The sequence below is a fragment of the Lysinibacillus sp. UBA6686 genome, assembly GCF_002455205.1.
Taxonomy (GTDB): domain Bacteria; phylum Bacillota; class Bacilli; order Bacillales_A; family Planococcaceae; genus Lysinibacillus; species Lysinibacillus pakistanensis.
Map to the genome: position 1 here is coordinate 41,858 of NZ_DKJS01000013.1, position 24,949 is coordinate 66,806.

The following is a 24,949-nucleotide window of genomic DNA, read 5'->3' on the forward strand; positions in this document are numbered from 1 at the left end:
GCAACCCGATCGAAAAAGAGCCCCGGCTGATCAAAAAAAGAAGGCACCCGATCAAAAAGGAGCCCCAGGTCAATCAAAAAGAAGGCTTCGCACGTGTATAAGCCTTCCTTTCACAAATTTTTATCCAAGAACACGTAAAACATCATCTATTTTTTTGTTATGGGAGAGAATGCCGTAGTTCATCCATGTTAAGAAATCAACTTCGTAGACACAGTTGTTTTTTGCTGCTGGAAGGTTGCTCCAAGTAGGAGATTTTAGTATGACTCGTTCTTCTCCCTCGAAAATCGAATGTTGTTTGTCAAAGGTAATGAATATATGATCGGCATCTAAGTGAATAAGCTGGTCAATTGTTAGATGTGTTTTTCGTGTATAATGCGGGATATTCCATACAGACTCATGGGGCATTAAGCCGAGATCACGATATAGAATGGGTCCCGTATAGCCGCATTCGGGTCCTGCATAAAGGCTAATGCCTATAGCGGAGATACGGAGAAAGGCTACGCTTTGTCCATATACTGATTTTTGAAGCACTTTTTTTGCCTTTTGCACTTTTACCTCATACTGGTTAATGACATCCTTCATAATAGTCGTTCTACCTGTTAAGTCGGCTATTTGGAACAATGTAGTTCGCCAATCTTCACCTGGGTGTGAGAGGTGATAGGTGGGAGCCAATTGATCTAGCTGATGACAAGCTTTCCAGCGCTCTATCCCTTCATCTAGCATAATTAAAGTTGGCTTATAATGAAAAAGCTGATCCATTTGCCCTTTTTCAATATCAATATCTGGTATTTCTTGTAACCCTAGATAATCCTGTTTGCCCCATTTTGAATGGCTAAATTGAGCGATGGGTGTAATACCTAAAGCTACTAAAAAATCCTCTAGAAACGGTGCAAATATACGAAGGTTATTACTCTGGCCACGACGATATTGTCCAGGAGAGATACCAACATGCTCTTTAAAGCGACGATTAAAATAATATTCATTGTTGAATCCAACCGTTTGGCTGATTTCAAAAATACGGTCATTTGTTGTTACGAGTAATTGCTTGGCTTTTTCAAGACGAACATTATTTAAAAAGTTGAGTGGAATTTGACCAGTAATGTCCTTGAATATACGAGAATAGTTCCAGCGTGGGACAGCCGCTAATTCTGCCAATTGCTCAACAGTCCAATCCCGTTCATAATGCTTTTGTAAATATTTGATGGATTGCTCAACGGACTGACGAACACTTTTCTGCTGCTGATTAGGTACATTTTGATTCATAATGAATAACATAAATTCTTGGAAGCGTACATGTTGCTCAAATAGCGATAGCTCATCCATTGCTAGACGGTGTCGATAAATGATTTCTAACAAATTAGTACATTGAGAAAAAGGATGGCAGCCTAGTTCCTGAAATTGTGTAAACATAGAAAAGCAACCCGTCTGACCTTCTTGCAGTTGGATGATTTTAAATGTTAAGTGATAAAAACACAGCGCCCCAGTTTCATTGTGAACATTTATTTTTTGATTAGGAGGAATGAGCACACACTTTTCTTCAGTAAGATGGATAGTTTCATGATCACAAATTAGCTCTCCATGGCCGCTTATAACCACAACAAGGCTATGATGGTCACAATGATGTAGTTGCCACATCGCTGATGGAATAGAATATGAAATTTCTTGTAAGTGAAATATTTGCGATAAACCACTCATATTTTTCTACCTTTCCATAAATAGTTTTTTTAAACAATGCAAAGAAAGCCCTAAGAGAGCTTTCTTTAAAATTATTTTACGAACCATTTTTCAAGGTCATCGTATTTTAGTAGATTTGCAGTTATAGCTCCAGATTGCCAATATGTTCGGTCAGCAATATACACGTTTCCGTTTTTTACCGCAGGAACTGTTTTCCAAAGAGTATTATCTAACCATTTAATTGCATCCTGGTTTTCTTCAGAATCCCATGTTCCATTAGAAGGGAAAAGAATAATATGATCAGCGTCTAATTTAGGTATAGCTTCTTCTGAAAGTATCTCATGAAATTCCGTCATATCGCGGGCTAGTGGATGAGGAGTAAGTCCTGCCTCAGTGTAAATATAACCGGAATATCGATTTTTAACGCCAAATAATGCTAGTGTTTTATCGGCTACATTTAAACGGACAACAGCCACTGTTTCATCCCCAACTGACTTATCTAACTCTGCCTTTAAAGTCGTAATACGTTGCTGATAATTTTTAACAACCTCATCTGCTTTATCAGGAATGTTTAAGACATCAGCAATCGTTTTAACAATTGCCTGTGGATCTGCAAGGATTTCCTCTTTTAAGCGATAGGTAGGTGCAATTTTAGAATACTCCTCGTATTTTGCTTTATCAGCCGCGCCATCTACAATGATTAAATCTGGCTTGGCTTGTAATAAAGACTCCATGCTTCCTGTAATATCAAATTCTGGTGCATCCAGTTTTAGATAATCCTGCTTCCCCCAAGCTGGGTGATACCATTGGACAACGGGCTTTACCTCTAAGGCTGTTAGATAATCCTCCAAGTATATGGCTGCTACTCGCTGAGGGTTTGCGGGAATCTCTACCTCCCCAAATTCATCTTCCACAATCCGTGTTTCCACTGTTGATTGATCCTCTTTAGCAACATCAGCTTTCTCCTTCGAATTACAAGCTCCTAATACAAACGTCAACACGATTAAACAAAATAATGCTAACGAAAATGGTCGAATCTTATGCATTGCCATTCACTCCTATAATAAAGGTATTAGTAATTTAGAATGATAATCATTCTCGATTAATTCTACTAAATTATAGGGCACATCTTTTAAACAAACAATACACATTCTCTACTTCTTTCTTATACAAAATAAAGTACAAGGATTATTGTTTTTTGTTATCAAAAATTAACCATAATAGTGTAACAATCGCTGCAAGCATTACCATTAGGAATCCGTATAAGGGTGTATGAGCTAACGATTGATGACGAATAATAAAGCCGCCAATATATGATCCTAAAAAGATACCAATATTAAAAGCAGAAATATTCAATGCTGAGGCCATTGAAATAGCTGATGGCACATATTTTTCAGAAAGAAGAACCGCATAAAGCTGCAATCCAGGGACATTCATGAACATAAATAGCCCCATTATTAGAACCATGATTAATCCGATAATTGGCGATTCAAGAGTGGAGCCAATGCCAAGTAACGCTAAGGCAAGTCCCACAAAAATAATAAAGATGGAACGAAGCGGATTCTGATTAGCGAAATGACCGCCTAATGTATTACCAATAGCAACACAAATCCCATAGATAACTAATATAATGACGACAGCATGTGGCGAGTAACCCATATATTGCTCTAAAATTGGAGAAACATATGTGTACACAACAAAGGCACCACCATATCCAATTGCTGTAATGAAAAGGATTAATAACATGCGAATATTGCCTAATACTTTGCCGATATCGCGTAAAGAGATTGGATTACCTTTTGATAATTGGCTAGGTACTAACAACGCATTACTAATTAAACCGATAATCCCAATAATGACGATAAAGATGAACGACATACGCCAGTCTGTTACTTGTCCAATAAACGTACCAAGTGGGACACCAGTCACCGTAGCTAATGTTAAACCTGTAAACATAAAAGCAATAGCACTTGCTCGTTTATTTGGTTCAACTACATCGGCTGCTATAACAGAGGCGATGGACATAAACACACCATGTGCTAATGCTGAAATAATACGTCCAATTAATAAAATTGAGAAATTAGGCGCTATAGCTGCGGTTAAGTTCCCAACTATAAAAATAGTCATAACCAGCAATAAAACAGTTTTTCGACTAAGTCGAGATGTTAAGGCTGTTAATAATGGAGCCCCAACAGTTACACCGAGAGCGTATATAGAAACGGTTAAGCCAGCTGTGCTTAAAGATATACCAAAGTCATCTGTAATTAATGGTAAAAGTCCGACACTAATAAATTCAGTGGACCCTATACCAAATGCACTTATGGCAAGTGCCAGTAAGGTTAATTTAGCACTTGGCTTTTTTGAATGTGACATACTATGAAATATCTCCTTTGATTTTTTTATTTATGTGTAGTAATATTCATACATGCCTAAAAGTTATGTAGAGTACTTTTAGTTACTTTTGAATATTACAGGAGGTTACAATGCAAAAAATTTATAATATTGGTGTTGAAGCTACACTTGAAGTCATTGGTGGTAAATGGAAACCAGTCATTCTTTGTCATTTAAACCACCATGGTAAAATTCGAACAAATGAGTTTCGACGATTGATTCCAGGAATTTCACAAAAGATGCTTACAAGTCAATTAAGAGAGTTAGAGCAAGCTGGATTAATCAATCGAAAGGTCTTTAATCAAGTGCCGCCAAAGGTTGAATATTCATTAACACCCTATGGACAGGGCATGGAACCTATTCTGAACATGCTTTGCACTTGGGGCGAAAAACATGTTGAAGTATTACAGGATAAAGGCGAAGATGTTATTTTAAAACAACATGACGACGATATAGCCATGCAGCAAACATCGTAATGAGGGAAGAAAGAGACTGTCAAACACTAGACAGTCTCTTTTCCTTTTTAATGCTTATAGAGCAAAGTCATATTCATCTGGATTTGGTCCAACACGTTGTTCAAGATTCATCGCATTGATGATAGCCATTTCTTCGTCTGTTAAAGTAAAGTCAAAGATATCAGCGTTTTGCATCATGCGTTCTCTGCGCACAGATTTTGGAATCGTGATCACTCCATTTTGTACATCCCAGCGCAAAATAACTTGAGAGTTGGATTTCCCATATTTTGTTGCTAATTTTGAAATAGTTTCATCTTCTAGAAGGCCACCCTGCATTAAAGGTGCCCATGCTTCAAGTTGAATTTGGTGTTTATCACAGAATGAACGAAGCTCCACTTGCTGTAAACGAGGGTGGAATTCCACTTGATTCACAACAGGTTTAATACGAGCAAATGATAATAATTTTTCTAAATGTGCAACAGTGAAGTTACATACACCAATTGCTTTGATCTTGCCTTGTTCATAAAGGTCTTCAAGAGCCTTCCAAGATTCAACAAATTTATCTTTACCTGGCCAATGAATAAGGTAAAGATCTAAATAATCTAAACCTAACTTTTGTAAGCTCTCTTCATAGGCAGCAATTGTTTCATCATAGTTTAATCCGTCATTCCAAACTTTTGATGTAATAAACAGATCTTCACGACGTAAGCCAGTAGAAGCTAGCGCTTGTTTAATACCTTCCCCTACACCTTCTTCATTGCCGTAAATAGCAGCAGTATCGATACTTCGATAGCCAATCTCAATAGCGTTTTTAACCATTGCAGTAGTAGCATCATTCGGTACTAGAAAAACACCTAAACCTATACCAGGCATTTGTAGGCCGTTATTTAATGTGATTGTATCTTGTAAATGATTGATCATTTTAATTCCTCCAATTGTTTAAAGACTTGCTTGCTATTTCATTATGATGTCCCGATTAGGCAAAAAAAAGTACGCACTTTTTCGTGTCATAGAAACGTAGAGGTTACTTTTGTGAGTTGACAATGGTTGGGGTGAAAAAATTATTTTGTTAAAGTCGTTGAAATCTTCTTTACGATCTTAATTTCGATCTTAAAAAGGGAAAACTCCCAATCAAACGAGCATCATGTTTTTTTCCTATTTAGGTCAGTACAAGTTATCCTTTGCTAACTTTGATTGCATGCTATTCAACTAGACATTGATTATAATCTGGATTTTATGATGCTTTAGACGAGAGAAAATACGTTCATGCATGAGTAAACGTATTTTTTTGCTCCCAAAACAACAGTAATGTGTACTTTATTAGCTTTGGGGAGCATTTAAACAATAAAAAGAAAAACAAAAGTATAGTGAAGGTGAGTAATTTACAGTTGAAAGGAGGATATTTTGAAAGTATTAATTGTATCAATGTCGACTTTATTTAATGAAGCATTACAAGTAGCTATTCTCGATAGACGTCTAGCTTGGCAGGTAGATACTTATCAAATTCAAGCGCCTATTTTTAATCAAATAGTGATGAAAAAAATTAAAGAACAACCCTTCGATATAGTGGTAATCGAAGCAACAAATCAACATTTCACAATGATGATTGAGAGCTTGAAAAAACTAGAGAGTCCGGAAATAGACATCATGTTACTTGTAGATTCAAGGATGGGCGAGGTCTACCATCATTTAAAAGGTGAAGAACGTTGGACTAGTGTTACTAAAAATACAAATCTAGACGAATTTTTAATCTTGCTAGAATCCTTTAATAGTAATGTACCTTTTTCACCAAATATCTCTTTAAAAGAGGTGGATAAAAAAATTCTAAAAGAATTAGCAGTAGGCCACTCATTTGAATTTATCCAACGTACCCATGGACTAACGGTAGAAGAAATTGATCGGTCACTATATCGAATAAATACGTATTTTAAAGTACCAAATTATATAGAATCGATTGTTAAGGCTTTTGAACAGAAAATAATTACAAATTGAAAACACATGAGGGGCTACTAGCAAATGTTTTTATATGAAGGTACAAGCAAAGTAACTGCTTACGAATCTTTAAAAGCAATTTAAGGAGGAGAAATAAAATGAAAAAAATGGCAAGTCTATTAGCGGGCTTACTTATTGGTATCGTTGTTATTTTTGTTATAAAAATGGTTAAATAGGAGTGTTGCTTTATGACATTTAAAATTGAAAATTTAAATAAAAGTTTTGGTAGTAAAAAAGCAGTGAACAATATCTCAATTCGATTAGAGGAAGGACAGATTCTAGGAATGCTAGGAAGAAATGGTGCTGGAAAAACAACTACTATTCGAATGATGTTAGATTTAATTCCAAAAGATAGTGGACAAATATTATGGAAAGGCAAACCATTCTCTAAGAAGAATTTAAAAATAGGCTATTTACCAGAGGAACGTGGCCTTTATGCCAAAATGAATGTTTTAGATCAAATCATTTATTTTGGCATGTTGGAAGGAATGAATAAAAAAGAGGCTAAAAGAGAGGCCATAAAATGGTTAGAAAAGCTTGAAATCTCTTATGCAGCGAAAAAGCGTACCGAACAATTATCTAAAGGGAATCAGCAAAAAGTACAATTAATTACAGCTATTATACATGATCCAGAGTTTATCATATTAGATGAACCTTTCAGTGGATTAGACCCTGTCAATGCGGATATGTTAAAAAATGTGGTAAAAGAATTAATTGCTCAAAAGAAAACGATTATCTTTTGTAGTCACCAGATGGAACAGGTTGAATCGTTTTGTAATCAAATTTGTATTTTAAAAGACGGGAATTTAATTGTTTCAGATCAGTTAGTAAATGTGAAAAAATCGTATGATTATCGTTACCTAGAATTAGAGACAGTAGCATCTAACATAAAAGATTACTTAACGCTTAAACAATATAAGTTTACGCAAGAAAACAATCGTTATAAATTACGTATTCCGCGAAATATGAAAATATATCAAATTATTAAGGAATTTGGTGAGAAATTTGACTTGCAAGGAGTTTCATTAAAAGAGCCAAGTTTACATGAAATCTTTATTGAACGGACAGGGGGAGACGGAATTGCGAAACTTTAGCATTGTGTTTAACACCGTTTTTAAAGAGGCGGTTAAAACAAAAGCATACTTATATATTACGGTTGGCCTAGTCGCATTGAGTTTATTGCTCTTTGCTTCACCAGCGATCATTCATATGTTCAATAAGAACAATCCGGATGAGACATTTAAAATCATTAATCATACAGCTCTCGAATTGTCTGAACAAGAGTTAACAGGATTAGCTGGAAGCTGGAAAATTGTAGACGATGCGAATATAGAAGATCTAAAAGAAGAGATGAAAGCAGATGCATTAACGGGATTCTTTGTATTAGAAGATCAAACAAATATGATGCACTTAAATATCTATATGCCAAAAGTAAACAATGAAGTGTTACTCACGTTAGAATCCTATATTGAACAAAAGAAAGTAGAGTTAATTGTTGCTAGACAATCAATTGACATGGGTGTCCTTCAAGCATTGAAGACCCCACTACAAAGCAGTATTCAATCATTATATGAAACAAAACCAAATGCGTTGCTCATTATATATGGATTAATAACTATTATGTTCTTGGCTATTTCAATATACGGCAATAATGTTGCAACAGCGATTTCATCTGAAAAATCTTCCCGTGTTATGGAAGTCATGATTACAAAAGTAGCCCCAGTACCTATGATGTACGGGAAAATTTTAGGTATTGGCTTAGCAAGTTTAACACAACTATTTATTTTTATGGGAGCCCTACTATTATGGGCAAACATAGGGGTTTTTGACATTCCTGAAGACTCATTTGTCCAAACTGTAATGGAGACAATTACATGGGAAACAGCAGCGTACATTCTTATTTTCTTTATCATTGGCTATTTTATTTATGCCACTTTGTTTGCGATTGTCGGATCAATGGTAAGTCGTCCAGATGATTTAGCAAGTGCCACGATGCCAATTATGATTTTTTTAATGGCAAGTTTAGCAGTAGAAATGCTCTTTGTGATGGATTCTCCAGAAGGAAAGATGACGAATATAACTTCTTATATTCCATTTACAGCACCAATGAGTGTATTGATTCGAATTGTATATAACACGATTACACCAATCGAAATTGTTGTTTCGTTGTTAGTAATGATTACTTTTATTGCTCTATTTGCAGCAATGGCAGCGAAAATCTATCCAAGGGGTGTTTTAAAATCAGATAGCTTAACATTTAAAGAGTTACTTCAATTGAATAGGTAATAGAAAATAAAGAAATTTCTAATATAAATATGTTGTATAATGGTTTTGCAATAAAATGCTAAAAGGAGATAACGATGGAATTATTTACGATGGATTCTCCATTAACGGCCATTATACAACTACCATTATTGCTATATTTTTATACGTATGTATTAGATTTGCATTGGTCGAAAAAAAACTTAATATCGATTGTCTTGTTTTTATTTTTACCAACTATTGTATTGTATTTCTTTATTGGTCCTTTGGGTATTTCATATTATTTAGCCATATTATTACTGTTCATTTATCGAAAAACAAAAGATTTCGGGCATGCTATTCATGTATTTATCGCATTTTTTATTTTAGTAATTGGCGATAACATTTCGAATATCATTACATTTTATTTATTTAATGGAATTACAAATGAGCTAATAATGTTTATTAGTTATTTTACGATCTATATAACTTTCATTAAACTTTTCGCCTACTGTTATAAAAAAATTATGGAACATTTGATTAAACGCTGGGTATTTAATAGCTATGTTGCATATATCCTGCTATTTCTTAGTATTGTAACGCTTATCTTTATGTACATCAATATCATGGCAATCGACCATGATAACTTCTATGAAAGTGTACAAAATAATTTAGCGATGTTCTTAATCTATTTTGTATTGCTCATGATTAGTATCTTTGTCATTCTATATTTAGCATTTAAACAATATAAAATGAAGCAACGCGAACAAGAAATGAAAAATTTCGAATCCTATGTTACATCAATTGAACAAATTAACCAGAGTATGCGCAAATTTAAACATGATTATATTAATATTTTATCCTCATTGCGAACATTTATTGATAATAAAAACTATGAGGGTCTACATACATACTTCTATGATCATATTTTAGAAGCGAATCATCACGAGCAACTAAATCAACAAGCAATGATGATGCTAAATAACTTAAAAATAAACAGTTTGAAAGGGTTAGTGACAACGAAAATATTACAGGCCCAATCACATCAAGTACCGTTTTATATTGAAATTGTTGAGGAAATTACTGATATTTCGATAGATCCAATTATTTTAAATCGCATGGTCGGTATTCTACTAGATAATGCAATTGAAGCTGCACGAGGGGTTGAAAATGGCGAAGTACGCATGGCGTTTATCCATATGGATGAGGTTATTTTATTAGTTGTGAATAACACATTTGATAAGCAAATAGCTATAAAGGTACATGAAATTTATCAAGAAGGCTTTTCAACAAAAGGAGAAAATCGTGGTCTAGGCTTAGCTAATTTGCGTCAAATGATAAATAATTTACATAACGTTAATTTGAACACGAAAATTAATTCTCCTTATTTTATTCAAGAAGTTGAGTTTCAAAAGGAGTAGATAAGGATGGATATTGTTATTTGTGAAGATGATATAGTTCAACTAGAAAAAGTAAAAGAAGCAATAGAAAACTACGCTATGATAGAAGAAAATGGGATGAAAATTGTGCTTGCCACTACAAACCCTGATGATGTTCTATCATTTGTAGAAGATGGTAAAGCTGATTGCTATTTTTTTGATATTGATCTAAATCATAAAATTACAGGCATCGCATTAGGTAGTAAAATTCGAGAAAAAGACCCTATTGCCAGTCTAGTGTATATTACAACACATGCAGAAATGAGTTATCTTACATTTATTTACAAATTAGCTGCGTTAGATTTTATAATTAAAGATAATCCAGATACTTTAAAAGATAAATTATTATCGACTTTGAAAGAAGCGCATCGCCGTTATTTAAAAATAGGGGAACAAGATAACGTTAAAAAATTTCAAATCAAAACTACAGGACGTACTCATAATATTGATTTTCAAAGTGTTTATTTTTTTGAAGCTTGCACAGGCTCTCATAAAATTATTTTACATTTAGAAAATGAGCATTTAGAATTTTACGGTCGATTGAAGGATTATGAAGATTTACATGAAGATTTTTATCGTTGTCACAAATCTTTTATTGTAAATAAAATCAAAATTAAAAATATTGATTCAAAGGAAAGAATTATATTTTTAGATAATGGTGAAGTTTGTTATGCTTCAGCTCGCCTTATCAAAGGTTTAAAGTAATGATAATAACTTTTTATTAATAGCCTTCTCTTTTTAAGCAAAGGTTTTTAAAAAAGGGTTTCTCAATAAATTTTTCACCTTTAATAGGTTAAATAAATGCATTGACCAAATTGATAATTTTTTTAAATGATAAAGTATTTTAACCGAAGTAAATGAATTATTCGATATAACCCACCGCAAAAGGAATTTTTGGCTTAAAGGAGAATTTAAGTAATAATACTTTAAAAAGGGGATTAGAAAATGAATCGTTTAAATTTAATTACATTGGGTGTTAAGGATATGGTGGATTCACTAAAATTTTACCGAGAAGGGCTTGGCTTTGAGGTTGTAGTGTATGGAGAGGAAACCAATCCCGATGTTATGTTCTTTAATAATGGGGGAACAAAAATATCACTATTTCCAATTGAACGTTTGATCAAAGATATTAATGAAGCTAATCCACCAGAAATTGGTCATGGCTTTGGAGGCATTACTCTTGCTTATAATGGCAAATCAAAAGAAGAAGTTGATCGGGTATTTGAATTAGCTAAAAAAGCTGGAGCTAAGATTGTGAAAGAGCCAGAAACAGTATTTTGGGGTGGCTATAGCGGCTACTTCCAAGACCCAAATGGCTACTACTGGGAAGTGGCCTATGGGGACATGTGGCAGTTTGACGAAAATGATATGCTGATTATTCAATAATGATTTGATGCAGAGGTAGCAAACTAGAATAGCTAGGTTGCTATCTTTTGTTATGATTTCCGGTAAGTTTTTATAGATTTTGAGAGTGTTATATGTACTTCTGATTTTTAGTTATTGATTGTCTTTAATTTAAGGATAAATGTATAATGCAAAATATGTTTCTTTATAATAACTTTTCTAAAAGATATGGAGGATGAGCCTTGTTTCGTATACTGTACATAGAAGATGAAAAAGAGATTGGTCAATGGGTCACGAAGGATTTAATGGAGAGAGGCTACGAGGTAACGTGGCTGGAATCAGGTGAAGAGGTTGACAAGCATATAGCATATAAGGATATTGCGATATTGGATGTAATGCTACCAGGGTTAGATGGCTTTTCAATTGGTAAAAGAATTAAGCGAGAAAATAAGGAAATACCCATTTTAATGCTTTCTGCGCGTACTGCCGTTGAGGATAAATTAGAGGGGCTGAACTTTGCTGACGATTATTTAACAAAGCCATTCCATCCTGATGAGCTTGTTGCACGGGTGGAGGTATTATTAAGAAGATATCAAAAGAATGATGATGTACTAGAGCTTCAGCATCTTAAGATTTTTACAAAAGAAATGAGAATTATGCATACAGAGACAGATGAGGAGATTCAACTAACAGGCAAGCAATTCTATTTATTTCAATATTTTATTCGCCATTTAAATCAAATTCTAACAAAGGAGCAGCTCTATGAAGGTGTGTGGGGTGAAAGCTATATAGAGGGCGATAAAACGTTAATGGTACATATTCGCTATTTAAGAGAAAAAATAGAAATAAATCCAGCTAAGCCAGCAATTATTGAAACGATTAGAGGCATTGGCTATAGGGTGAAGCTATGAAAATTTTCCGTCCGTTTAAATTTTTACGATCCCTATTAGCGAAGTATATGCTGATTATTTTTCTAGCCATTTCTATTGTTCAAATAGCTTATTTCACCTTGGCTATATTTGTGCTAGAGATTGCTAAAAAAGAACATGGGGATATAGTAACTGAAGCTGAAATTACAAGCGAAGTGGAGGAAAAATGGCATGCTGAAGCTAAAAATATTAAAAACTTTACAGATGAAGTAGTTTCTCAACACTTTGAAAAATGGCAGGAGCGATATCCTAAAGCATCGATGTTTTGGGTAGGACAAGATGGTACATTGCTCACCACATTAAATGTAATGGATCAACTACCATCAAAATGGACACCTGCTTTTACTACAAAGTTCATTAAAGAGCGGTATGGAGGGGATCCATTCACCATTATTACTTTTTTAGGTGGGGATGAATCAAATGGATTTATCGTCATTGAGATTCCTAGAGATGTATTCACTCCACCACTTAAACATATTTATGAAACATATGGAACTTTTTTATTTTTCGGTGTTATTGCCATTATTTTATTTTTCATTGTAGTCTCCTTTTTATTTTTCAAAGGTATTAGAAAGCGACTATTACATCTACAGGAAGCGATGGAGATTCGTGATGTTGATGGATTACCTGTTGAGATAGATGTAAAAAAGATGGACGAAATCGGTCAACTCCAGCAAAGCTTTAACAAAATGGTCTGTGAACTTAGGGACAGCAAAAATCGTGAGCTGAAGGAGGAGCAGCTACGACGAGAATTGATTGCTAATCTTTCGCATGACCTGCGTACCCCTTTAACAAAAATTAGAGCGCAATCCTATTCGATTAGTAAAGAAGAACTCACCGAAGAAGGACAGCAGGCTATTAAGGCAATGGAAACATCAATCATAAGCATCGATGCTTTAATAGAAAATTTAATGTCTTATACATTGTTGATGGCAAGTAAATATAAATATGAAGCAAAGGAAATCAATGTCTTGCGATTTGTACGTGAGCAAATGTCTACGTGGTATACCGTCTTTGAGAAGGAAGGCTTTAACATTGATATTGAGCTGCATTCTTTTGAGAACAACGAATGGCAAGTTGATCCAATTTGGCTTGGGCGTATTTTTGATAATTTATTTCAAAATGTTTTACGCCATGCTAACAGCGGAAAATATATTGGCGTTAAAACAGAGTCAACTGAGCACTATGATGCATTTATCATAAGGGATTGCGGAAACGGCATGAAAAATGAATCAAATGCGAAAGGAGCGGGTATTGGTCTATCTATCGTTGATATTATGGTAAAAGGCATGTCCTTAGATTGGGATATATGCTCAAGTGAATCTGGTACAGAAATCAAGATTAAACACTATAAAGTAAAATAGAAAAAAATCTGTGAGACTTCAGCTTGATGGTCTACAGATTTTTTTATTTTTTTAAACAAAATTTAAACTTGCCCCATACCTGCTTTTAAACTTCGAAATTTATGATATTTATAGAGGTGAGGACAATGGAATATATCGTACAAACAGAAAATCTATCAAAAAGTTTTGGAAAAGAGCAGGCTGTCTCAAATATAAATTTAAAAATTCGTAAAGGAGAAATATATGGATTTTTAGGTCCTAATGGGGCGGGCAAAACGACAACTATACGTATGCTTCTTGGGCTGATGAAGCCATCTTCAGGGACAATTAAAATTTTTCAAAAGGATGTAACGAAGGAGCGAATCAATATTTTGGCAAAGGTTGGATCATTAGTAGAGAACCCCTCCTATTATCCCCATTTAACAGCCTATGAAAATTTAGAGGCGTTAAGAAAGGTTCTAGGTGTGCCGAAGTCACGCATTGATGAAGTATTAGCAATCGTTCGGTTAAAGGATGCAGCTAATAAAAAGGTAAAGGGCTTTTCGCTAGGGATGAAGCAAAGGCTAGGGATTGCCGCTTCGCTGTTACATAATCCTGAATTATTAATTTTAGATGAGCCAACGAATGGTCTTGATCCATCTGGGATTATCGAAATTCGAAACCTAATAAAGCGACTTCCTGCTGAATTTGGAATGACAATTATTATTTCAAGTCATCTATTATCAGAAATTGATCAGATGGCAACGCAAGTAGGTATCGTATCAAAGGGGAAAATGATCTTTCAAGATTCTATTGAAGCAATGCGTAAATCTGCTCAGCCAAAGGTATTTATTAAGGTGAGTGATGCTGAAAAGGGCTGGCGTTCTTTAGTAGCTCATGGCATAAAGGCAGAACATAAGGAAGGGCTTATTTCGTTAGATGAATGCTCAGATGAAAAGGTAGCGCATATTGTACAAATTCTCGTACAAGAAGGAATTTTGGTTTATCGAGTAGAGGAAGAAAAACGTTCATTAGAGGATATATTCCTACAAATGACAACAGGAGAGCAATTGATATGATGGGGAAACTATTAACTTCTGATTTTTTGAAAATTAAACGCAAAGGATTATGGTTTTTGACGGCACTAGGCCCAATAGGTGTTGTTGCCCTACAAATGGTGAATTACGGTGTAAGAAAGGACTATTTGTTAGAGCAAAGTGAGGATGATTGGGGCTATTATTTATTAAATATCCATTCATTTACTCCACTTGCAATTGTACTGGGTATAGCTATTTTAACTTCATTTATGGCAAGCATTGAAAATGAAACGAATGCGTGGAAGCAATTAATCGCACTGCCAGTCTCTAAATTTACGGTGTATTTATCTAAATTTTCTGTGCTAGCCATATTATTGTTGCTGTCTTCCACACTTTTATCCTTATTGACACTAGCCTATGGGGTGTTTTTAGACCTAGGCGATAGCATTCCATATTCAGAGATTATGAAATATGGATTTTATCCTTATTTTGCTGCATTGCCAATCTTAGCACTTCAGCTTTGGGTTGCAAGTGTTTTCCATAATCAGGGGATTCCTATCACAATCGGTATCTTTGGCGTGATGTTTACCTATTCTGCATATGTATTACCTGATTGGATGATTTGGAAATGGCCATCTTTAATGAATGAATGGGATGAGCCCCTTATGAATGTCATGCTTGGAATAGGCATAGGTGTTTTGCTGTATATACTAGGAATGCTAGATTTTGCTAGAAGGGATGTTAAGTAAATGTGGTCAATAGTGAGCGCTGAATGGTTTAAACTACGAAAGTCAAAGATGGTACCAATTATATTAGCTGGGCCCTTAATAGGACTTTTTATCGGATTAACATCGAATTTAGAATCGGATATGGAAGGTCTACCTATAAATAATTGGTACATTCCCTTATTTTCAATGAATTTAACGTATGCATTATTATTTTTGCCGTTAATTACAGGGGTTTTTACAGGCATTATTTGTAGGTATGAACATCAATCTGGTGGCTGGAAACAGCTTTTAGCATTACCAGTGACAAGAGGGAAAGTATTTGTCGCTAAATATGTTCTAGTAATGCTTTTGGTGATGGCCATGCAATTATTATATTTATGTTCAATGCTTGCAGTAGGTATGATAAAAGGCTATGTGGACCCTTTTCCAATGGAGATTGTATGGAAAAGCATTATTGGTGGATGGGTAGCAACACTTCCTTTAGTAGCACTGCAATTATGGATGTCCATTATGTTTAAGAGCTTTGCGGCACCCTTTGCAGTTAATGTTATTTTCACATTACCTTCTATATTAGCCATTAATTCTAAGACTATTGGACCTTATTATCCATGGGCACAGCCATTCGCTATGATGTATGTAGGCGGTAATACAGACGATATATTCTTTGTGCCTTGGGAGCAATTAATAACGGTTGTAGGCGGAGGGTTCTTACTGTTTTTCCTTGGAGGCTATTTATATTTTCAGCGAAAAGCTGTATAAACTTTCTATAAATTAAGGGAGATTTTTATAAATGATAATTGTTAAAAGAAGTTTTTTATTTATTTCAGTAGTTTTTCTTTTGCTAGCATTAACGGGCTGTGGCAAGGGAGAAGCTATTAAAGATGCTTCCACATATACTTCTGCTATAGAAGATATAGATATTCCGAATGATGTGAAAATAATTGGATTCGGAGAAGCGACTCATGGGAATGTTGAATTTCAATCATTAAAGAAAGATTTATTTCAGGCTCTGGTTAAAAATGAAGATGTTCGTGTCTTTGTTTTAGAAGGCGATTTTGGAGGAGCTCAGCAAATTAATCAATTTATTTTAACTGGTGCTGGTACTGCTGAGGAAGCTGTTAAAGCTCTTGATTATGGTATTTATAAAACCGATCAAATGATTGAGTTAGTGCAATGGATGCACGATTATAATATGACAGCCGAAGAGAACGATAAAGTCTATTTTTATGGTAATGATATGCAGCGCTATGATTATAGCAAAAAAGGGCTGCTAGATTATTATGACATCGTTAATAGTGAAGAGGCGGCTGAATATAAGGCACAGCTTGAAGATGTGACAAACAAGACTATGAGAGATTTAACAAATAGTCAGCTAAAAGAGCTTGATGAAAATATAGACGCCATCATCAAGGATTTGCAAAGTAATAAAGATGCTTATATTAAAACATCATCCAAAGAAGCGTATATATTTGCTGCACAATATGCACAAATTATGAAGCAGCGAACGCAATTATTTTTAAATGACAGTGATTATATGAATCTTCGCGATAAATATTTAGCTGAAAACTTACAGTGGATTGTTGATTTTGAAGCGGCTCAGGGCCATAGTAAAGTACTAATGTCTGCTCATAATGGGCATATAGAGAAAACTTCTGCAAATGCAGCAGGCTATAAATCAATGGGACAATATTTAAAGGAAATGTATCAGGACGATTATTTTGCTATTGGGACTGATTTTGTAAAAAATACCTTTCAGGCACAAAATGCTGGATCTGGAGAAAGGAAAAATTACACAATTGAGCATCATAATGCTTTAGTGGATGCTTTTAGTGATATCCAAGACAACATTTTCTATGTAGATTTTGAACATGCTAAAAAATCGAATGAGCTTGCAAATATCCTCTCTGAAGCACAAAGAATGGGCAATATAGGGGATGATTTCCGCCCTTGGTACAAGCTTACTCAAATGCTCTATACAATAAAAATGACACCAGCTGATGCATATGATGGCATAATCATTGTACAAGAAGCAACACCAACAAAAATTATTGAATAATATAAGTTAGCTACCTGCAAATAGGCATAACAGCGTATTGTTTATCTCTAATTTGTTAAAGATAACAAAGAGGAGGTGTGAGACGATGGCACAAGAAATTCTTTGTGAGGTCAATAACTGCACATTTTGGGACTCTGGTAATAAATGTACAGCAGAAAAAATTTACGTTGTCAGCCAGAAGGGACAACAAGCTTCGAATAGCGAAGAAACAGATTGTAAAACATTTGAACCTGAAACGCATTAATGAATGGTTAAAAGGGTAATCAAGCATATGGTTACCCTTTTCTCCTCATTTTATCCGATTAGCTTTTTAACTTCTTTCAGCAGAAGTCTCCAGCCTATATAGGTGGTGAGATGAATGCGAATTTAAGCTACTTTTCAGAGGGTATTCAAACACCCGCTGAAATAGAGGAATTCAGGCTAAGATCTTCACATCCTGTGAAAACGCCTGAGTGACCAACATCGTGTTGGCCCAAAGCCTCCGGCGGATGTCACGGAATCGAAAAGGAGTTCTTTGTGTAAGCACAAAGCCGATTCCGGACGCAATTATGCCGAGGCATAATTGATTAGACATCTACCTTTTCCTTTTGAAATAAAAGTGCATGTGCATTTTTCACCTTTTCCTCTACATAATCTAATGAATATTTTCCATATGAATCTGTTAAATCCCCTATTGCTCGTGATAAATTATCAATAATAGGGATTAAGATCTCCAACTGTGTAAGCTCCTTGCCTTTGTTCATCTCATCCATGATTTCATAAGCAAGGTGTTGAATCGTCCTAAGTCGCATTTTTTCAGATTGCATGGAATCCTCCTTATAGACCAATTTATGATGTCTATATATATGCCCCGTTATGAATTTTCATGAATGATTCGCTGCATATTAAAAGTGATTTTGCGGTTGGCTGAGGGCATGAGCTATCTCGTGAATCCCCTTTTCAATTTTATAGTCCTCAACATTGGAAACATTGAGCTTTAAAATACGCTCGGGATAAAATCCATATAAATAATTGCGATCAATGGTGTCTAGATAGATTTTTTTTAGCTTTAAATGCTGAATAAGCCTATTGGTATTGATTTCCCTTGGGAATACGATATGGCTATGCATGCAAATCTCTGTGGTTGCTTGAAAATCAGGTAAATATTTGGCGATAGATTGTTGAAGTATATTGGCACGTTGTGTATAAGCCTCGCTAACCACCTTTTGGTACCGTTCAAACATTCCACTTTTTAGATATAGCTCTAAAGAAGCTTGTGAAATCATAGAACTATCGATATCAGCCGTATTTTTATGACGCTGAAAACTATCAATAAGTGCATTTGGTAAAACAGCAAGACCAATTCGTAAGCCTGGAAACATGATTTTGGAAAAACTTTTTAAATAAATTACATGCTGCTCCATATCATCTGTGAATAATGGATCAGATTTTATGTTGAGGTCGAAGTCTGCCAAATAGTCATCCTCGACGATATAAACGCTGTACTTATAGGCGAGTCTACGAATATCGTCCTTTTCCTTCTTACAAAAGGAGGTACCTAAAGGATTGTGTAGTCTTGGCATTGTATAAAAGAACTTAATATCCTGTTTACTAAAAATAGTTTCTAATTCCTGCAGGTCTATTCCTTTTGAAGTCCTTTTAATGCCGACGACGGGTACTTGATATGTTTTAAAATAATCCATATATAAATGGTAGCTAGGCTGTTCAACTAGAATGGTTGTGCGATTAGTAGGAAATGGCATAACACTTAGCAAGAAAAGAGATTGCTGAACACCAGATGTGATAAAGATATTCTCCTGTTTTGTAAATACTTGATACGTTTCTAACAATTTTTGAGCTTCTCTAATTAACGAAGGTAAGCCCTTCGGTGTACCATAGCGAAATAAGTCTGCCTGGTAGGTATCTATAGCTTTATTGATACAATGCTGGAAATCTTTATACGGGAATGTATGCCAGCTAGGCGATGATGTTGCAAAATCTATTACATTGCTTGTACCTGGAGTAGAAGGGAGTTGGTGATCCACGACGTAGTATCCACTTTTTGGTTGAGCATAAATGAAATGCTGATTTTCTAGTTTTCTTAGTGCTGTCAAAATAGTGCTCTTGCTACAGGAAAATTCCTGAGATAACTGACGAATAGAAGGAAGCTTTGCACCAGCCTGTAGAGCCCCCAGCTGTATTTGATTCAATAGTTTGGAATAGATAATTTCATATTTAAGCATAAACTACCTCCTACTCATCTGTATCGGTACAGATGGGTATTTTTTATATCGTGTAAGCTTTGATTTTTTATTAAGATTGCTTTACGTTAGTCAGAACCATTAGTAGAGAGAAATACTCTGAATAAGTTTCTGTTTAACCTACATTTGAAAAAAAGGAGTAATTGCTATGACAGCACAAAGAAAAGCCTATTTAGCGGCTATCGGCTATGCACTTATTATTGGATTGTCATTTATGTTTGTAAAAGTAGCTTTAACAGTAGCAAGTCCAATAGATACATTGGCACATCGTTTTTCCATTGCTTTTATCAGCATTTTGATTTTTATGATCTGTACAAAAAAACGTGTCAAAATAGGTAAGCAGGATATAATGAGGATTTTACCACTAGCTTTATTGTATCCACTTGCATTTTTTACTTTTCAAGTACTCGGACTTGCTCAAATATCTTCCACAGAGGCGGGCATTATTCAAGCAGCGATTCCTGTTTTTACATTAATTCTTGCAAGTGTGCTTTTAAAGGAAAAGTCATCACATCTGCAGCTTTTCTTCGTTGGTCTTTCCGTGGCGGGCGTGATTTTTATGCTTAGTATGAGTAATAGGGGTGCAAACACAGGCAATTTAATAGGTAGCGGATTAATTTTGCTTTCAGCATTGGCAGTATCATTTTATAACATTTTTGCAAGAAAGCTTACAAGGCAATATTCTTTAATATCACTAACTTATATGATGACATTTTGTGGGTTTGTTATTTTCAATGGGGTAGCAATAGGAAATCATGTAATGAATCAAACGCTTCCTCAATTTTTTAAGCCCTTTCTGTATGGTGATTTTGTTATTGCCATTGTTTATTTAGGTATTTTATCTTCACTTGTGACTTCCTATTTATCTAATTATTCCTTATCAATATTGGAAGCCTCTAAAATGAGTGTTTTTAGTAATTTAGCTACATTCATTACCATACTTGCGGGCGTTATTTTTTTAAAGGAAGCTTTTCATCTGTACCATTTAATTGGTGGAGTCAGCATTGTTATTGGTATTATCGGAACTAATTATTTTGGAAATAAGAGAGGAGCTTCATGATAAATCTTTTACTTAGTGTATATTCGTTTGCTAAATAACTATTAATCTTATCCAAAGTAATATACGCCCACCTCTTCAACTTTTTGTAGCCAAGAGGTGGGATTCTTATTTTTTAGGTAAGGTAATTTGAAAGGTTGTTCCTTCTGAAGGCTGGCTTTCTATAGAAATGGTTCCCTTATGAGCTTGTACAAGCTTATGAACAATTGCCATACCAAGTCCAGTGCCTTCAGAGGAAAATTCAGTAGTCGTTCCACGATAATATTGTTGAAATATATTTTCGACCATGTGCGGAGGCATACCTACACCGTTATCCACAATGTGAATATCCACATATTCAGGGTGATCAAAAATATGTGTATAAATATTTGTGCTAGGCGGATTGTGGATAATGGAATTCATAAGAATGTTTTGTAATATGCGTTGCATGAATTTCGTGTCAAAGTCAATGCTTATAACAGATGTATCAGTTTTAAAATGCAAAATATAATCAATGGCCTGTGGATTGTTGCTTATATTGGCAACGATTCTTTTTGTAAAATCCACAATATCCTGATTGGTTTTATGCAAGGGTAATTGACCGTCTGTATTATTAAACTGAATGACGAGACTTAAATCTTGAATAAGTTCCTCCATATGCTTGCCTTTATCTGCAATCTCTTGAATAAAGGAACGAGCTTCCTCCTTGGTCCAATCGTATTGATCATTTAATAAAAGGGTAGAGTAGCCTGTAATATAGGTTAATGGCGTTTTTAAATCGTGTGATATACCAGCAATCCATTCTTGTTTTGCTTGTTCAACCTTTTCACGTTCTGTTTCAGCAGCCTTTAATTTGCCTGATAAGGATTGTAGATGCTGAAGTACCTCTTGATAGAGCATATAACGCATGCGTAGCTTTCCTTTACGGTTATAGATGTTGGTCAGTCCATTGGGCTGTGTATAATTTTCCTCAAATAATTGCTGAATCCAAGTCATGATAAAGCCAAGAGGACCACCAAAATACCACCCAAATACTGCTATACAGGCAACAGTACTAAATCCAAAGATCCATAGTACCCATAAATTCTCATACTCCTCACTAGCATTTTCCTTAAAGAGTGGTATGATCCCTTCGATACCTATGAGAATACAGATTCCAGTTACAAGCATCCACAGCATAATGCCCAACGAAAGATGTATGGTAAAGCGTGTATTTATTCGCATAAGGATTCCTCTTTAGGTGGGATAAATTTATAGCCTATACCCCTTAAATTCACAATTATTCTTGGTTTTCGTGTATCATCTCCAAGCTTTTTCCGTAGCTTTGAAATATGGATGGTTACAGTCTTTTCCTCCCCATAGACATCATTACCCCAGACAAATTCATAAAGCTGAGAGGTTGTAAAAATCCGATTTGGATTTTTACAAAAGAATTGTAGTAGCTCAAGCTCCTTAGCGGTGCATTCTACAGGCAGCTTATTAACAATGAGTGTGGCAGTTTCAGGGTTGAGCGTAAAATAACCAAAATCAAATTTTGCCTCAAGTTGTTGCTGTGTATTTTCATACATTTTTTGACGTCTAAGGATGGCCTTAATACGAGCAACCACTTCTAAAGGGTTGAAGGGTTTTGTTATATAATCATCACCGCCTAATCCTAGCCCAGTTAATTTATCAAAATCTGTGGAGCGTGCACTAACAAAAATAATTGGGGTATTTGTATGATTACGGATAGCTGTGCAAAGCTCAAAGCCACTGATATCTGGCAGCATGATATCCAGCAAAATAATATCGTAATGATTGTCCTTGATAAGCTGTAGCGTATCTTTTCCATTAGAGGCCGAATCAATATTAGTAAAATTTTCTTTCCTTAGCGTAATGTCTAAAAGTTTTAAAATGCCGATTTCATCATCTACTGTTAAGATTTTTACACCTTCCATTTGTATCCCTCATTTCAATTTCATCATAACAGCTTCTGAGTTGTATAGCCTCCCTCAAATAAAAAAATTACTGTTATTTTCCGTTGATTTTACTTTGATTTTACTTTCGCTTATTAAGCTTAGTGTAATGAATTTTAAAACAGTAAGGAGAAAGTAAAATGGAAACCATTATTCAAATACATCAATTATGCAAGAGCTATAAGGGAGTGGAAACTATCTCGAATGTCAATATGAACATTAAAAAAGGAGAGATTTATGGTTTTTTAGGTCCAAATGGTGCTGGGAAAACAACGGTTATGAAAATGATTTTAAACCTGGTAAAGCCAACCTCAGGAGCAATAAAGATTTTTAATACACCAATCTCTACAACCTCTTATCAATACTTGAAGAAAATAGGGAGCATTATTGAGTACCCAGAATTCTATGAAAGACTGACAGCTAAGGAAAACTTAGAGCTTCACTGCGAATATAGTGGCGTTAATGACAAGGGGGCTGTAAAGGAAGCGCTGAGAATCGTCGGTCTGAATAGTGTGGAAAATAAAAAGATACATGAATTTTCATTGGGAATGAAGCAAAGATTAGGAATTGCACGAGCTATAGTGACAAAACCTGAAATTCTTATTTTAGATGAACCTATCAATGGTCTTGATCCAATTGGTATTAAAGATATACGAGAACTTTTAATACAACTAAAAGAAAAATATGGTATCACCATTTTAATTTCCAGTCATATCGTGTCAGAAATTGAATCGATAGCAGACACAATTGGCATCCTCCATGATGGAAAATTATTAAAGGAAGTTAAAATGGAGAATATTCGCAAAGAAACAATGGCTTATTTAGAAATCCGAATAGATGATTTCAGGGGAGCAATTAAAGTTCTTGAGAATAAGCTTGGTATTCGAAATTACGAAGTGGTCAATGAGCATTGTATTCGGGTTTTTGAGCAAAATATTTCGCAATCTCAAATTAATAAAGAGCTTATTCTCAGTGATATAGTTGTCAATGGTCTTGAAAAGCAACAACAACATTTAGAAGAGTATTTCTTACAATTAATTAATGGAGGTCATCCACATGCTTAAATTACTAAAACTTGAATGGAAAAAGAATCGTATGTCCGGTTATATAAAGGGCTTATTGATTTGTATTATCAGCATTTTTGTAGCCGTTGCTCTGATGGCTATAGGGGGAGAAGGAGAATGGGCGTTTTTAAACTATACGGAAATTACGTCCTTAACAAATATTCTAATTCGTATTGTATTTATTATTTTTTCAAGTGTAATCCTATCCCGCTTGGTGATAGATGAATATAAAAATAAAACTGTTCAGTTATTGTTTACGTACCCATTGAAAAGAAAAAAAATTATACTTGCCAAGCTGTCTCTCGTTTTTGGTTTCTGCTTTGTCAGTATTGTTAGTGCTACCTTCATGATTAATATACTGATTTATTTTCTGAATCCGATGATGAGTTTATTTCAGCAACCAGCGGATATACAAGAGATGATTGCAACAATACCATCTACTTTTATGAGTGCTTTTATGACTGCTGGCGTAAGCTTAATACCTTTGTACTTTGGTATGCGGAAAAAATCTACTGCTTCTACCATTACATCAGCTGTAATTATTGGATTTATCATTAATGCATCTGTTTCTGATGGATCAACATCATCTAGTCTATATCAAATTATGGCTGTGCCAATTCTATTGTGTGGATTAGGATTTTTAATTGGCTATTTATCTTATCGAAGGGTCGATAAAGTGGATCTAACTTAAAATCTATCATCATTAAGGGACTATCAGCTGAAAGGGGTAAGATTACATGACAGGATGGTGAATTAAAGATTATAGATAGCTCTTTTAAGGAATTAACAATAGTAGTTGTAAATGGTGATAGCTACATTACAAATATCTCTAGTCCACAGATGAACATTACTTCAACGAGTGATGAAATAGTATTAAATGAAATGAATGAAGAAAAAGATTTATTTGTCGAATCAGGCTCTGGAGATATTACGTTGTCCTATTCAAAGGCTCCACAATTTTTAGAGCTTTTAGCTAAAAGTGAGTCTCCGATATTACAATAAAGTTAAAGGATTTTAAAAAAGTCAAAGGAGATTCAACAAAGTGG

At 34.8% G+C, this 24,949-nt stretch carries 25 protein-coding genes and 1 pseudogene; 18 read left to right on the top strand and 8 right to left on the bottom strand.

All coding sequences use genetic code 11. The features are described from left to right. Positions 1-120: 120 nt before the first annotated feature. The 3 genes from B2R82_RS03565 to B2R82_RS03575 all read right to left on the bottom strand — a co-directional run bounded on the left by B2R82_RS03565 (position 121) and on the right by B2R82_RS03575 (position 4,047). A complete protein-coding gene (locus B2R82_RS03565) occupies positions 121-1,695 on the bottom strand; it encodes a helix-turn-helix domain-containing protein (RefSeq protein ID WP_286923558.1) in 1,575 nt (524 codons plus the stop codon). Positions 1,696-1,766: 71 nt separating this feature from the next. Beyond that, entirely contained in the window at positions 1,767-2,720 is a 954-nt protein-coding gene (locus B2R82_RS03570; protein WP_286923559.1) for an ABC transporter substrate-binding protein, read from the bottom strand. A gap of 142 nt (positions 2,721-2,862) precedes the next feature. After that, positions 2,863-4,047: an MFS transporter gene (locus B2R82_RS03575; RefSeq protein WP_286923560.1), complete on the bottom strand. Its 1,185-nt coding sequence runs from the start codon at positions 4,045-4,047 to the stop codon at positions 2,863-2,865. A gap of 110 nt (positions 4,048-4,157) precedes the next feature. Between B2R82_RS03575 and B2R82_RS03580 the strand changes: the two genes are divergently transcribed. Beyond that, the gene (locus tag B2R82_RS03580) at positions 4,158-4,541 is read left to right on the top strand and encodes a winged helix-turn-helix transcriptional regulator (protein WP_283869961.1); all 384 of its coding nucleotides are present in this window, start codon (positions 4,158-4,160) and stop codon (positions 4,539-4,541) included. A 54-nt stretch (positions 4,542-4,595) separates the two neighbouring features. On the opposite strand, the gene B2R82_RS03585 is transcribed toward B2R82_RS03580, so the two are convergent. Beyond that, positions 4,596-5,441: an aldo/keto reductase gene (locus tag B2R82_RS03585; protein ID WP_286923561.1), complete on the bottom strand. Its 846-nt coding sequence runs from the start codon at positions 5,439-5,441 to the stop codon at positions 4,596-4,598. Between the two features lie 483 nt (positions 5,442-5,924). Between B2R82_RS03585 and B2R82_RS03590 the strand changes: the two genes are divergently transcribed. From B2R82_RS03590 to B2R82_RS03650, 13 genes are all read left to right on the top strand, one after another. Beyond that, positions 5,925-6,512, top strand: a complete 588-nt coding sequence (locus tag B2R82_RS03590; protein WP_286923562.1) for a glycosidase — start codon at positions 5,925-5,927, stop codon at positions 6,510-6,512. A gap of 188 nt (positions 6,513-6,700) precedes the next feature. After that, positions 6,701-7,606 carry an ABC transporter ATP-binding protein gene (locus B2R82_RS03595; RefSeq protein WP_286923563.1) on the top strand — a complete coding sequence of 302 codons (906 nt, stop codon included), beginning with the start codon at positions 6,701-6,703 and terminating at the stop codon, positions 7,604-7,606. Beyond that, a complete protein-coding gene (locus B2R82_RS03600; RefSeq protein WP_286923564.1) occupies positions 7,593-8,798 on the top strand; it encodes an ABC transporter permease in 1,206 nt (401 codons plus the stop codon). The genes B2R82_RS03595 and B2R82_RS03600 overlap by 14 nt, the downstream gene beginning before the upstream one ends. Positions 8,799-8,872: 74 nt before the next feature. Further along, positions 8,873-10,174, top strand: a complete 1,302-nt coding sequence (locus tag B2R82_RS03605; RefSeq protein ID WP_286923565.1) for a sensor histidine kinase — start codon at positions 8,873-8,875, stop codon at positions 10,172-10,174. A gap of 6 nt (positions 10,175-10,180) precedes the next feature. Next, positions 10,181-10,897 (top strand): LytR/AlgR family response regulator transcription factor, encoded by a 717-nt coding sequence (locus B2R82_RS03610; protein WP_286923567.1) that lies wholly within the window; start codon positions 10,181-10,183, stop codon positions 10,895-10,897. Positions 10,898-11,137: 240 nt separating this feature from the next. Then, on the top strand, positions 11,138-11,578 hold the full coding sequence (locus B2R82_RS03615; RefSeq protein WP_286923568.1) for a VOC family protein: 441 nt from the start codon (positions 11,138-11,140) through the stop codon (positions 11,576-11,578). Between the two features lie 200 nt (positions 11,579-11,778). Continuing rightward, positions 11,779-12,447 (top strand): response regulator transcription factor, encoded by a 669-nt coding sequence (locus B2R82_RS03620; protein WP_286923569.1) that lies wholly within the window; start codon positions 11,779-11,781, stop codon positions 12,445-12,447. Then, on the top strand, positions 12,444-13,829 hold the full coding sequence (locus B2R82_RS03625; protein WP_286923570.1) for a sensor histidine kinase: 1,386 nt from the start codon (positions 12,444-12,446) through the stop codon (positions 13,827-13,829). Before B2R82_RS03620 ends, B2R82_RS03625 begins: the two co-directional genes overlap by 4 nt. Before the next feature lie 125 nt (positions 13,830-13,954). Further along, positions 13,955-14,866, top strand: a complete 912-nt coding sequence (locus B2R82_RS03630; RefSeq protein ID WP_286923572.1) for an ABC transporter ATP-binding protein — start codon at positions 13,955-13,957, stop codon at positions 14,864-14,866. Continuing rightward, positions 14,863-15,573 (top strand): ABC transporter permease, encoded by a 711-nt coding sequence (locus B2R82_RS03635; protein WP_286923573.1) that lies wholly within the window; start codon positions 14,863-14,865, stop codon positions 15,571-15,573. The genes B2R82_RS03630 and B2R82_RS03635 overlap by 4 nt, the downstream gene beginning before the upstream one ends. Continuing rightward, positions 15,574-16,311 (top strand): ABC transporter permease, encoded by a 738-nt coding sequence (locus tag B2R82_RS03640; RefSeq protein WP_286923574.1) that lies wholly within the window; start codon positions 15,574-15,576, stop codon positions 16,309-16,311. Positions 16,312-16,342: 31 nt separating this feature from the next. Then, complete coding sequence (locus B2R82_RS03645; protein ID WP_286923575.1) at positions 16,343-17,608, top strand: erythromycin esterase family protein; 1,266 nt, start codon at positions 16,343-16,345, stop codon at positions 17,606-17,608. A gap of 85 nt (positions 17,609-17,693) precedes the next feature. Then, entirely contained in the window at positions 17,694-17,852 is a 159-nt protein-coding gene (locus B2R82_RS03650) for a DUF1540 domain-containing protein (RefSeq protein ID WP_283869956.1), read from the top strand. Positions 17,853-18,174: 322 nt separating this feature from the next. Here B2R82_RS03650 and B2R82_RS03655 read toward each other — a convergent pair whose 3' ends face one another. Together B2R82_RS03655 and B2R82_RS03660 are read right to left on the bottom strand one after the other, a co-directional pair. Further along, a complete protein-coding gene (locus tag B2R82_RS03655) occupies positions 18,175-18,414 on the bottom strand; it encodes a group-specific protein (protein WP_286923576.1) in 240 nt (79 codons plus the stop codon). 78 nt (positions 18,415-18,492) lie between these two features. Further along, positions 18,493-19,830, bottom strand: a complete 1,338-nt coding sequence (locus B2R82_RS03660; protein WP_286923577.1) for a PLP-dependent aminotransferase family protein — start codon at positions 19,828-19,830, stop codon at positions 18,493-18,495. 166 nt (positions 19,831-19,996) lie between these two features. On the opposite strand from B2R82_RS03660, the gene B2R82_RS03665 reads away from it, so the two are divergent. Further along, positions 19,997-20,908, top strand: coding sequence for a DMT family transporter (locus B2R82_RS03665; RefSeq protein ID WP_286923578.1), 912 nt, complete (start codon positions 19,997-19,999; stop codon positions 20,906-20,908). 105 nt (positions 20,909-21,013) lie between these two features. Here B2R82_RS03665 and B2R82_RS03670 read toward each other — a convergent pair whose 3' ends face one another. Continuing rightward, a complete protein-coding gene (locus B2R82_RS03670; protein ID WP_286923579.1) occupies positions 21,014-22,108 on the bottom strand; it encodes a sensor histidine kinase in 1,095 nt (364 codons plus the stop codon). After that, positions 22,099-22,821 (bottom strand): response regulator transcription factor, encoded by a 723-nt coding sequence (locus tag B2R82_RS03675; RefSeq protein WP_286923580.1) that lies wholly within the window; start codon positions 22,819-22,821, stop codon positions 22,099-22,101. The genes B2R82_RS03670 and B2R82_RS03675 overlap by 10 nt, the downstream gene beginning before the upstream one ends. 158 nt (positions 22,822-22,979) lie before the next feature. On the opposite strand from B2R82_RS03675, the gene B2R82_RS03680 reads away from it, so the two are divergent. From B2R82_RS03680 to B2R82_RS03690, 3 genes and pseudogenes are all read left to right on the top strand, one after another. Continuing rightward, positions 22,980-23,903, top strand: a complete 924-nt coding sequence (locus tag B2R82_RS03680; RefSeq protein ID WP_286923581.1) for an ABC transporter ATP-binding protein — start codon at positions 22,980-22,982, stop codon at positions 23,901-23,903. Next, complete coding sequence (locus tag B2R82_RS03685) at positions 23,896-24,594, top strand: ABC transporter permease (protein ID WP_286923582.1); 699 nt, start codon at positions 23,896-23,898, stop codon at positions 24,592-24,594. Before B2R82_RS03680 ends, B2R82_RS03685 begins: the two co-directional genes overlap by 8 nt. A gap of 65 nt (positions 24,595-24,659) precedes the next feature. After that, positions 24,660-24,905 (top strand): annotated as a pseudogene (locus tag B2R82_RS03690) (DUF4097 family beta strand repeat-containing protein); the annotation flags it as partial. Positions 24,906-24,949 lie beyond the last annotated feature (44 nt).

What these genes read in the sequence shown, in the direction of transcription:
- B2R82_RS03565 (WP_286923558.1), bottom strand. Translation starts at nt 1,695, where the DNA reads ATGAGTGGTTTATCGCAAATATTTCACTTACAAGAAATTTCATATTCT.
- B2R82_RS03570 (WP_286923559.1), bottom strand. Translation starts at nt 2,720, where the DNA reads ATGCATAAGATTCGACCATTTTCGTTAGCATTATTTTGTTTAATCGTG.
- B2R82_RS03575 (WP_286923560.1), bottom strand. Translation starts at nt 4,047, where the DNA reads ATGTCACATTCAAAAAAGCCAAGTGCTAAATTAACCTTACTGGCACTT.
- B2R82_RS03580 (WP_283869961.1), top strand. Translation starts at nt 4,158, where the DNA reads ATGCAAAAAATTTATAATATTGGTGTTGAAGCTACACTTGAAGTCATT.
- B2R82_RS03585 (WP_286923561.1), bottom strand. Translation starts at nt 5,441, where the DNA reads ATGATCAATCATTTACAAGATACAATCACATTAAATAACGGCCTACAA.
- B2R82_RS03595 (WP_286923563.1), top strand. Translation starts at nt 6,701, where the DNA reads ATGACATTTAAAATTGAAAATTTAAATAAAAGTTTTGGTAGTAAAAAA.
- B2R82_RS03605 (WP_286923565.1), top strand. Translation starts at nt 8,873, where the DNA reads ATGGAATTATTTACGATGGATTCTCCATTAACGGCCATTATACAACTA.
- B2R82_RS03610 (WP_286923567.1), top strand. Translation starts at nt 10,181, where the DNA reads ATGGATATTGTTATTTGTGAAGATGATATAGTTCAACTAGAAAAAGTA.
- B2R82_RS03615 (WP_286923568.1), top strand. Translation starts at nt 11,138, where the DNA reads ATGAATCGTTTAAATTTAATTACATTGGGTGTTAAGGATATGGTGGAT.
- B2R82_RS03625 (WP_286923570.1), top strand. Translation starts at nt 12,444, where the DNA reads ATGAAAATTTTCCGTCCGTTTAAATTTTTACGATCCCTATTAGCGAAG.
- B2R82_RS03630 (WP_286923572.1), top strand. Translation starts at nt 13,955, where the DNA reads ATGGAATATATCGTACAAACAGAAAATCTATCAAAAAGTTTTGGAAAA.
- B2R82_RS03635 (WP_286923573.1), top strand. Translation starts at nt 14,863, where the DNA reads ATGATGGGGAAACTATTAACTTCTGATTTTTTGAAAATTAAACGCAAA.
- B2R82_RS03640 (WP_286923574.1), top strand. Translation starts at nt 15,574, where the DNA reads ATGTGGTCAATAGTGAGCGCTGAATGGTTTAAACTACGAAAGTCAAAG.
- B2R82_RS03645 (WP_286923575.1), top strand. Translation starts at nt 16,343, where the DNA reads ATGATAATTGTTAAAAGAAGTTTTTTATTTATTTCAGTAGTTTTTCTT.
- B2R82_RS03650 (WP_283869956.1), top strand. Translation starts at nt 17,694, where the DNA reads ATGGCACAAGAAATTCTTTGTGAGGTCAATAACTGCACATTTTGGGAC.
- B2R82_RS03655 (WP_286923576.1), bottom strand. Translation starts at nt 18,414, where the DNA reads ATGCAATCTGAAAAAATGCGACTTAGGACGATTCAACACCTTGCTTAT.
- B2R82_RS03660 (WP_286923577.1), bottom strand. Translation starts at nt 19,830, where the DNA reads ATGCTTAAATATGAAATTATCTATTCCAAACTATTGAATCAAATACAG.
- B2R82_RS03665 (WP_286923578.1), top strand. Translation starts at nt 19,997, where the DNA reads ATGACAGCACAAAGAAAAGCCTATTTAGCGGCTATCGGCTATGCACTT.
- B2R82_RS03670 (WP_286923579.1), bottom strand. Translation starts at nt 22,108, where the DNA reads ATGCGAATAAATACACGCTTTACCATACATCTTTCGTTGGGCATTATG.
- B2R82_RS03675 (WP_286923580.1), bottom strand. Translation starts at nt 22,821, where the DNA reads ATGGAAGGTGTAAAAATCTTAACAGTAGATGATGAAATCGGCATTTTA.
- B2R82_RS03680 (WP_286923581.1), top strand. Translation starts at nt 22,980, where the DNA reads ATGGAAACCATTATTCAAATACATCAATTATGCAAGAGCTATAAGGGA.
- B2R82_RS03685 (WP_286923582.1), top strand. Translation starts at nt 23,896, where the DNA reads ATGCTTAAATTACTAAAACTTGAATGGAAAAAGAATCGTATGTCCGGT.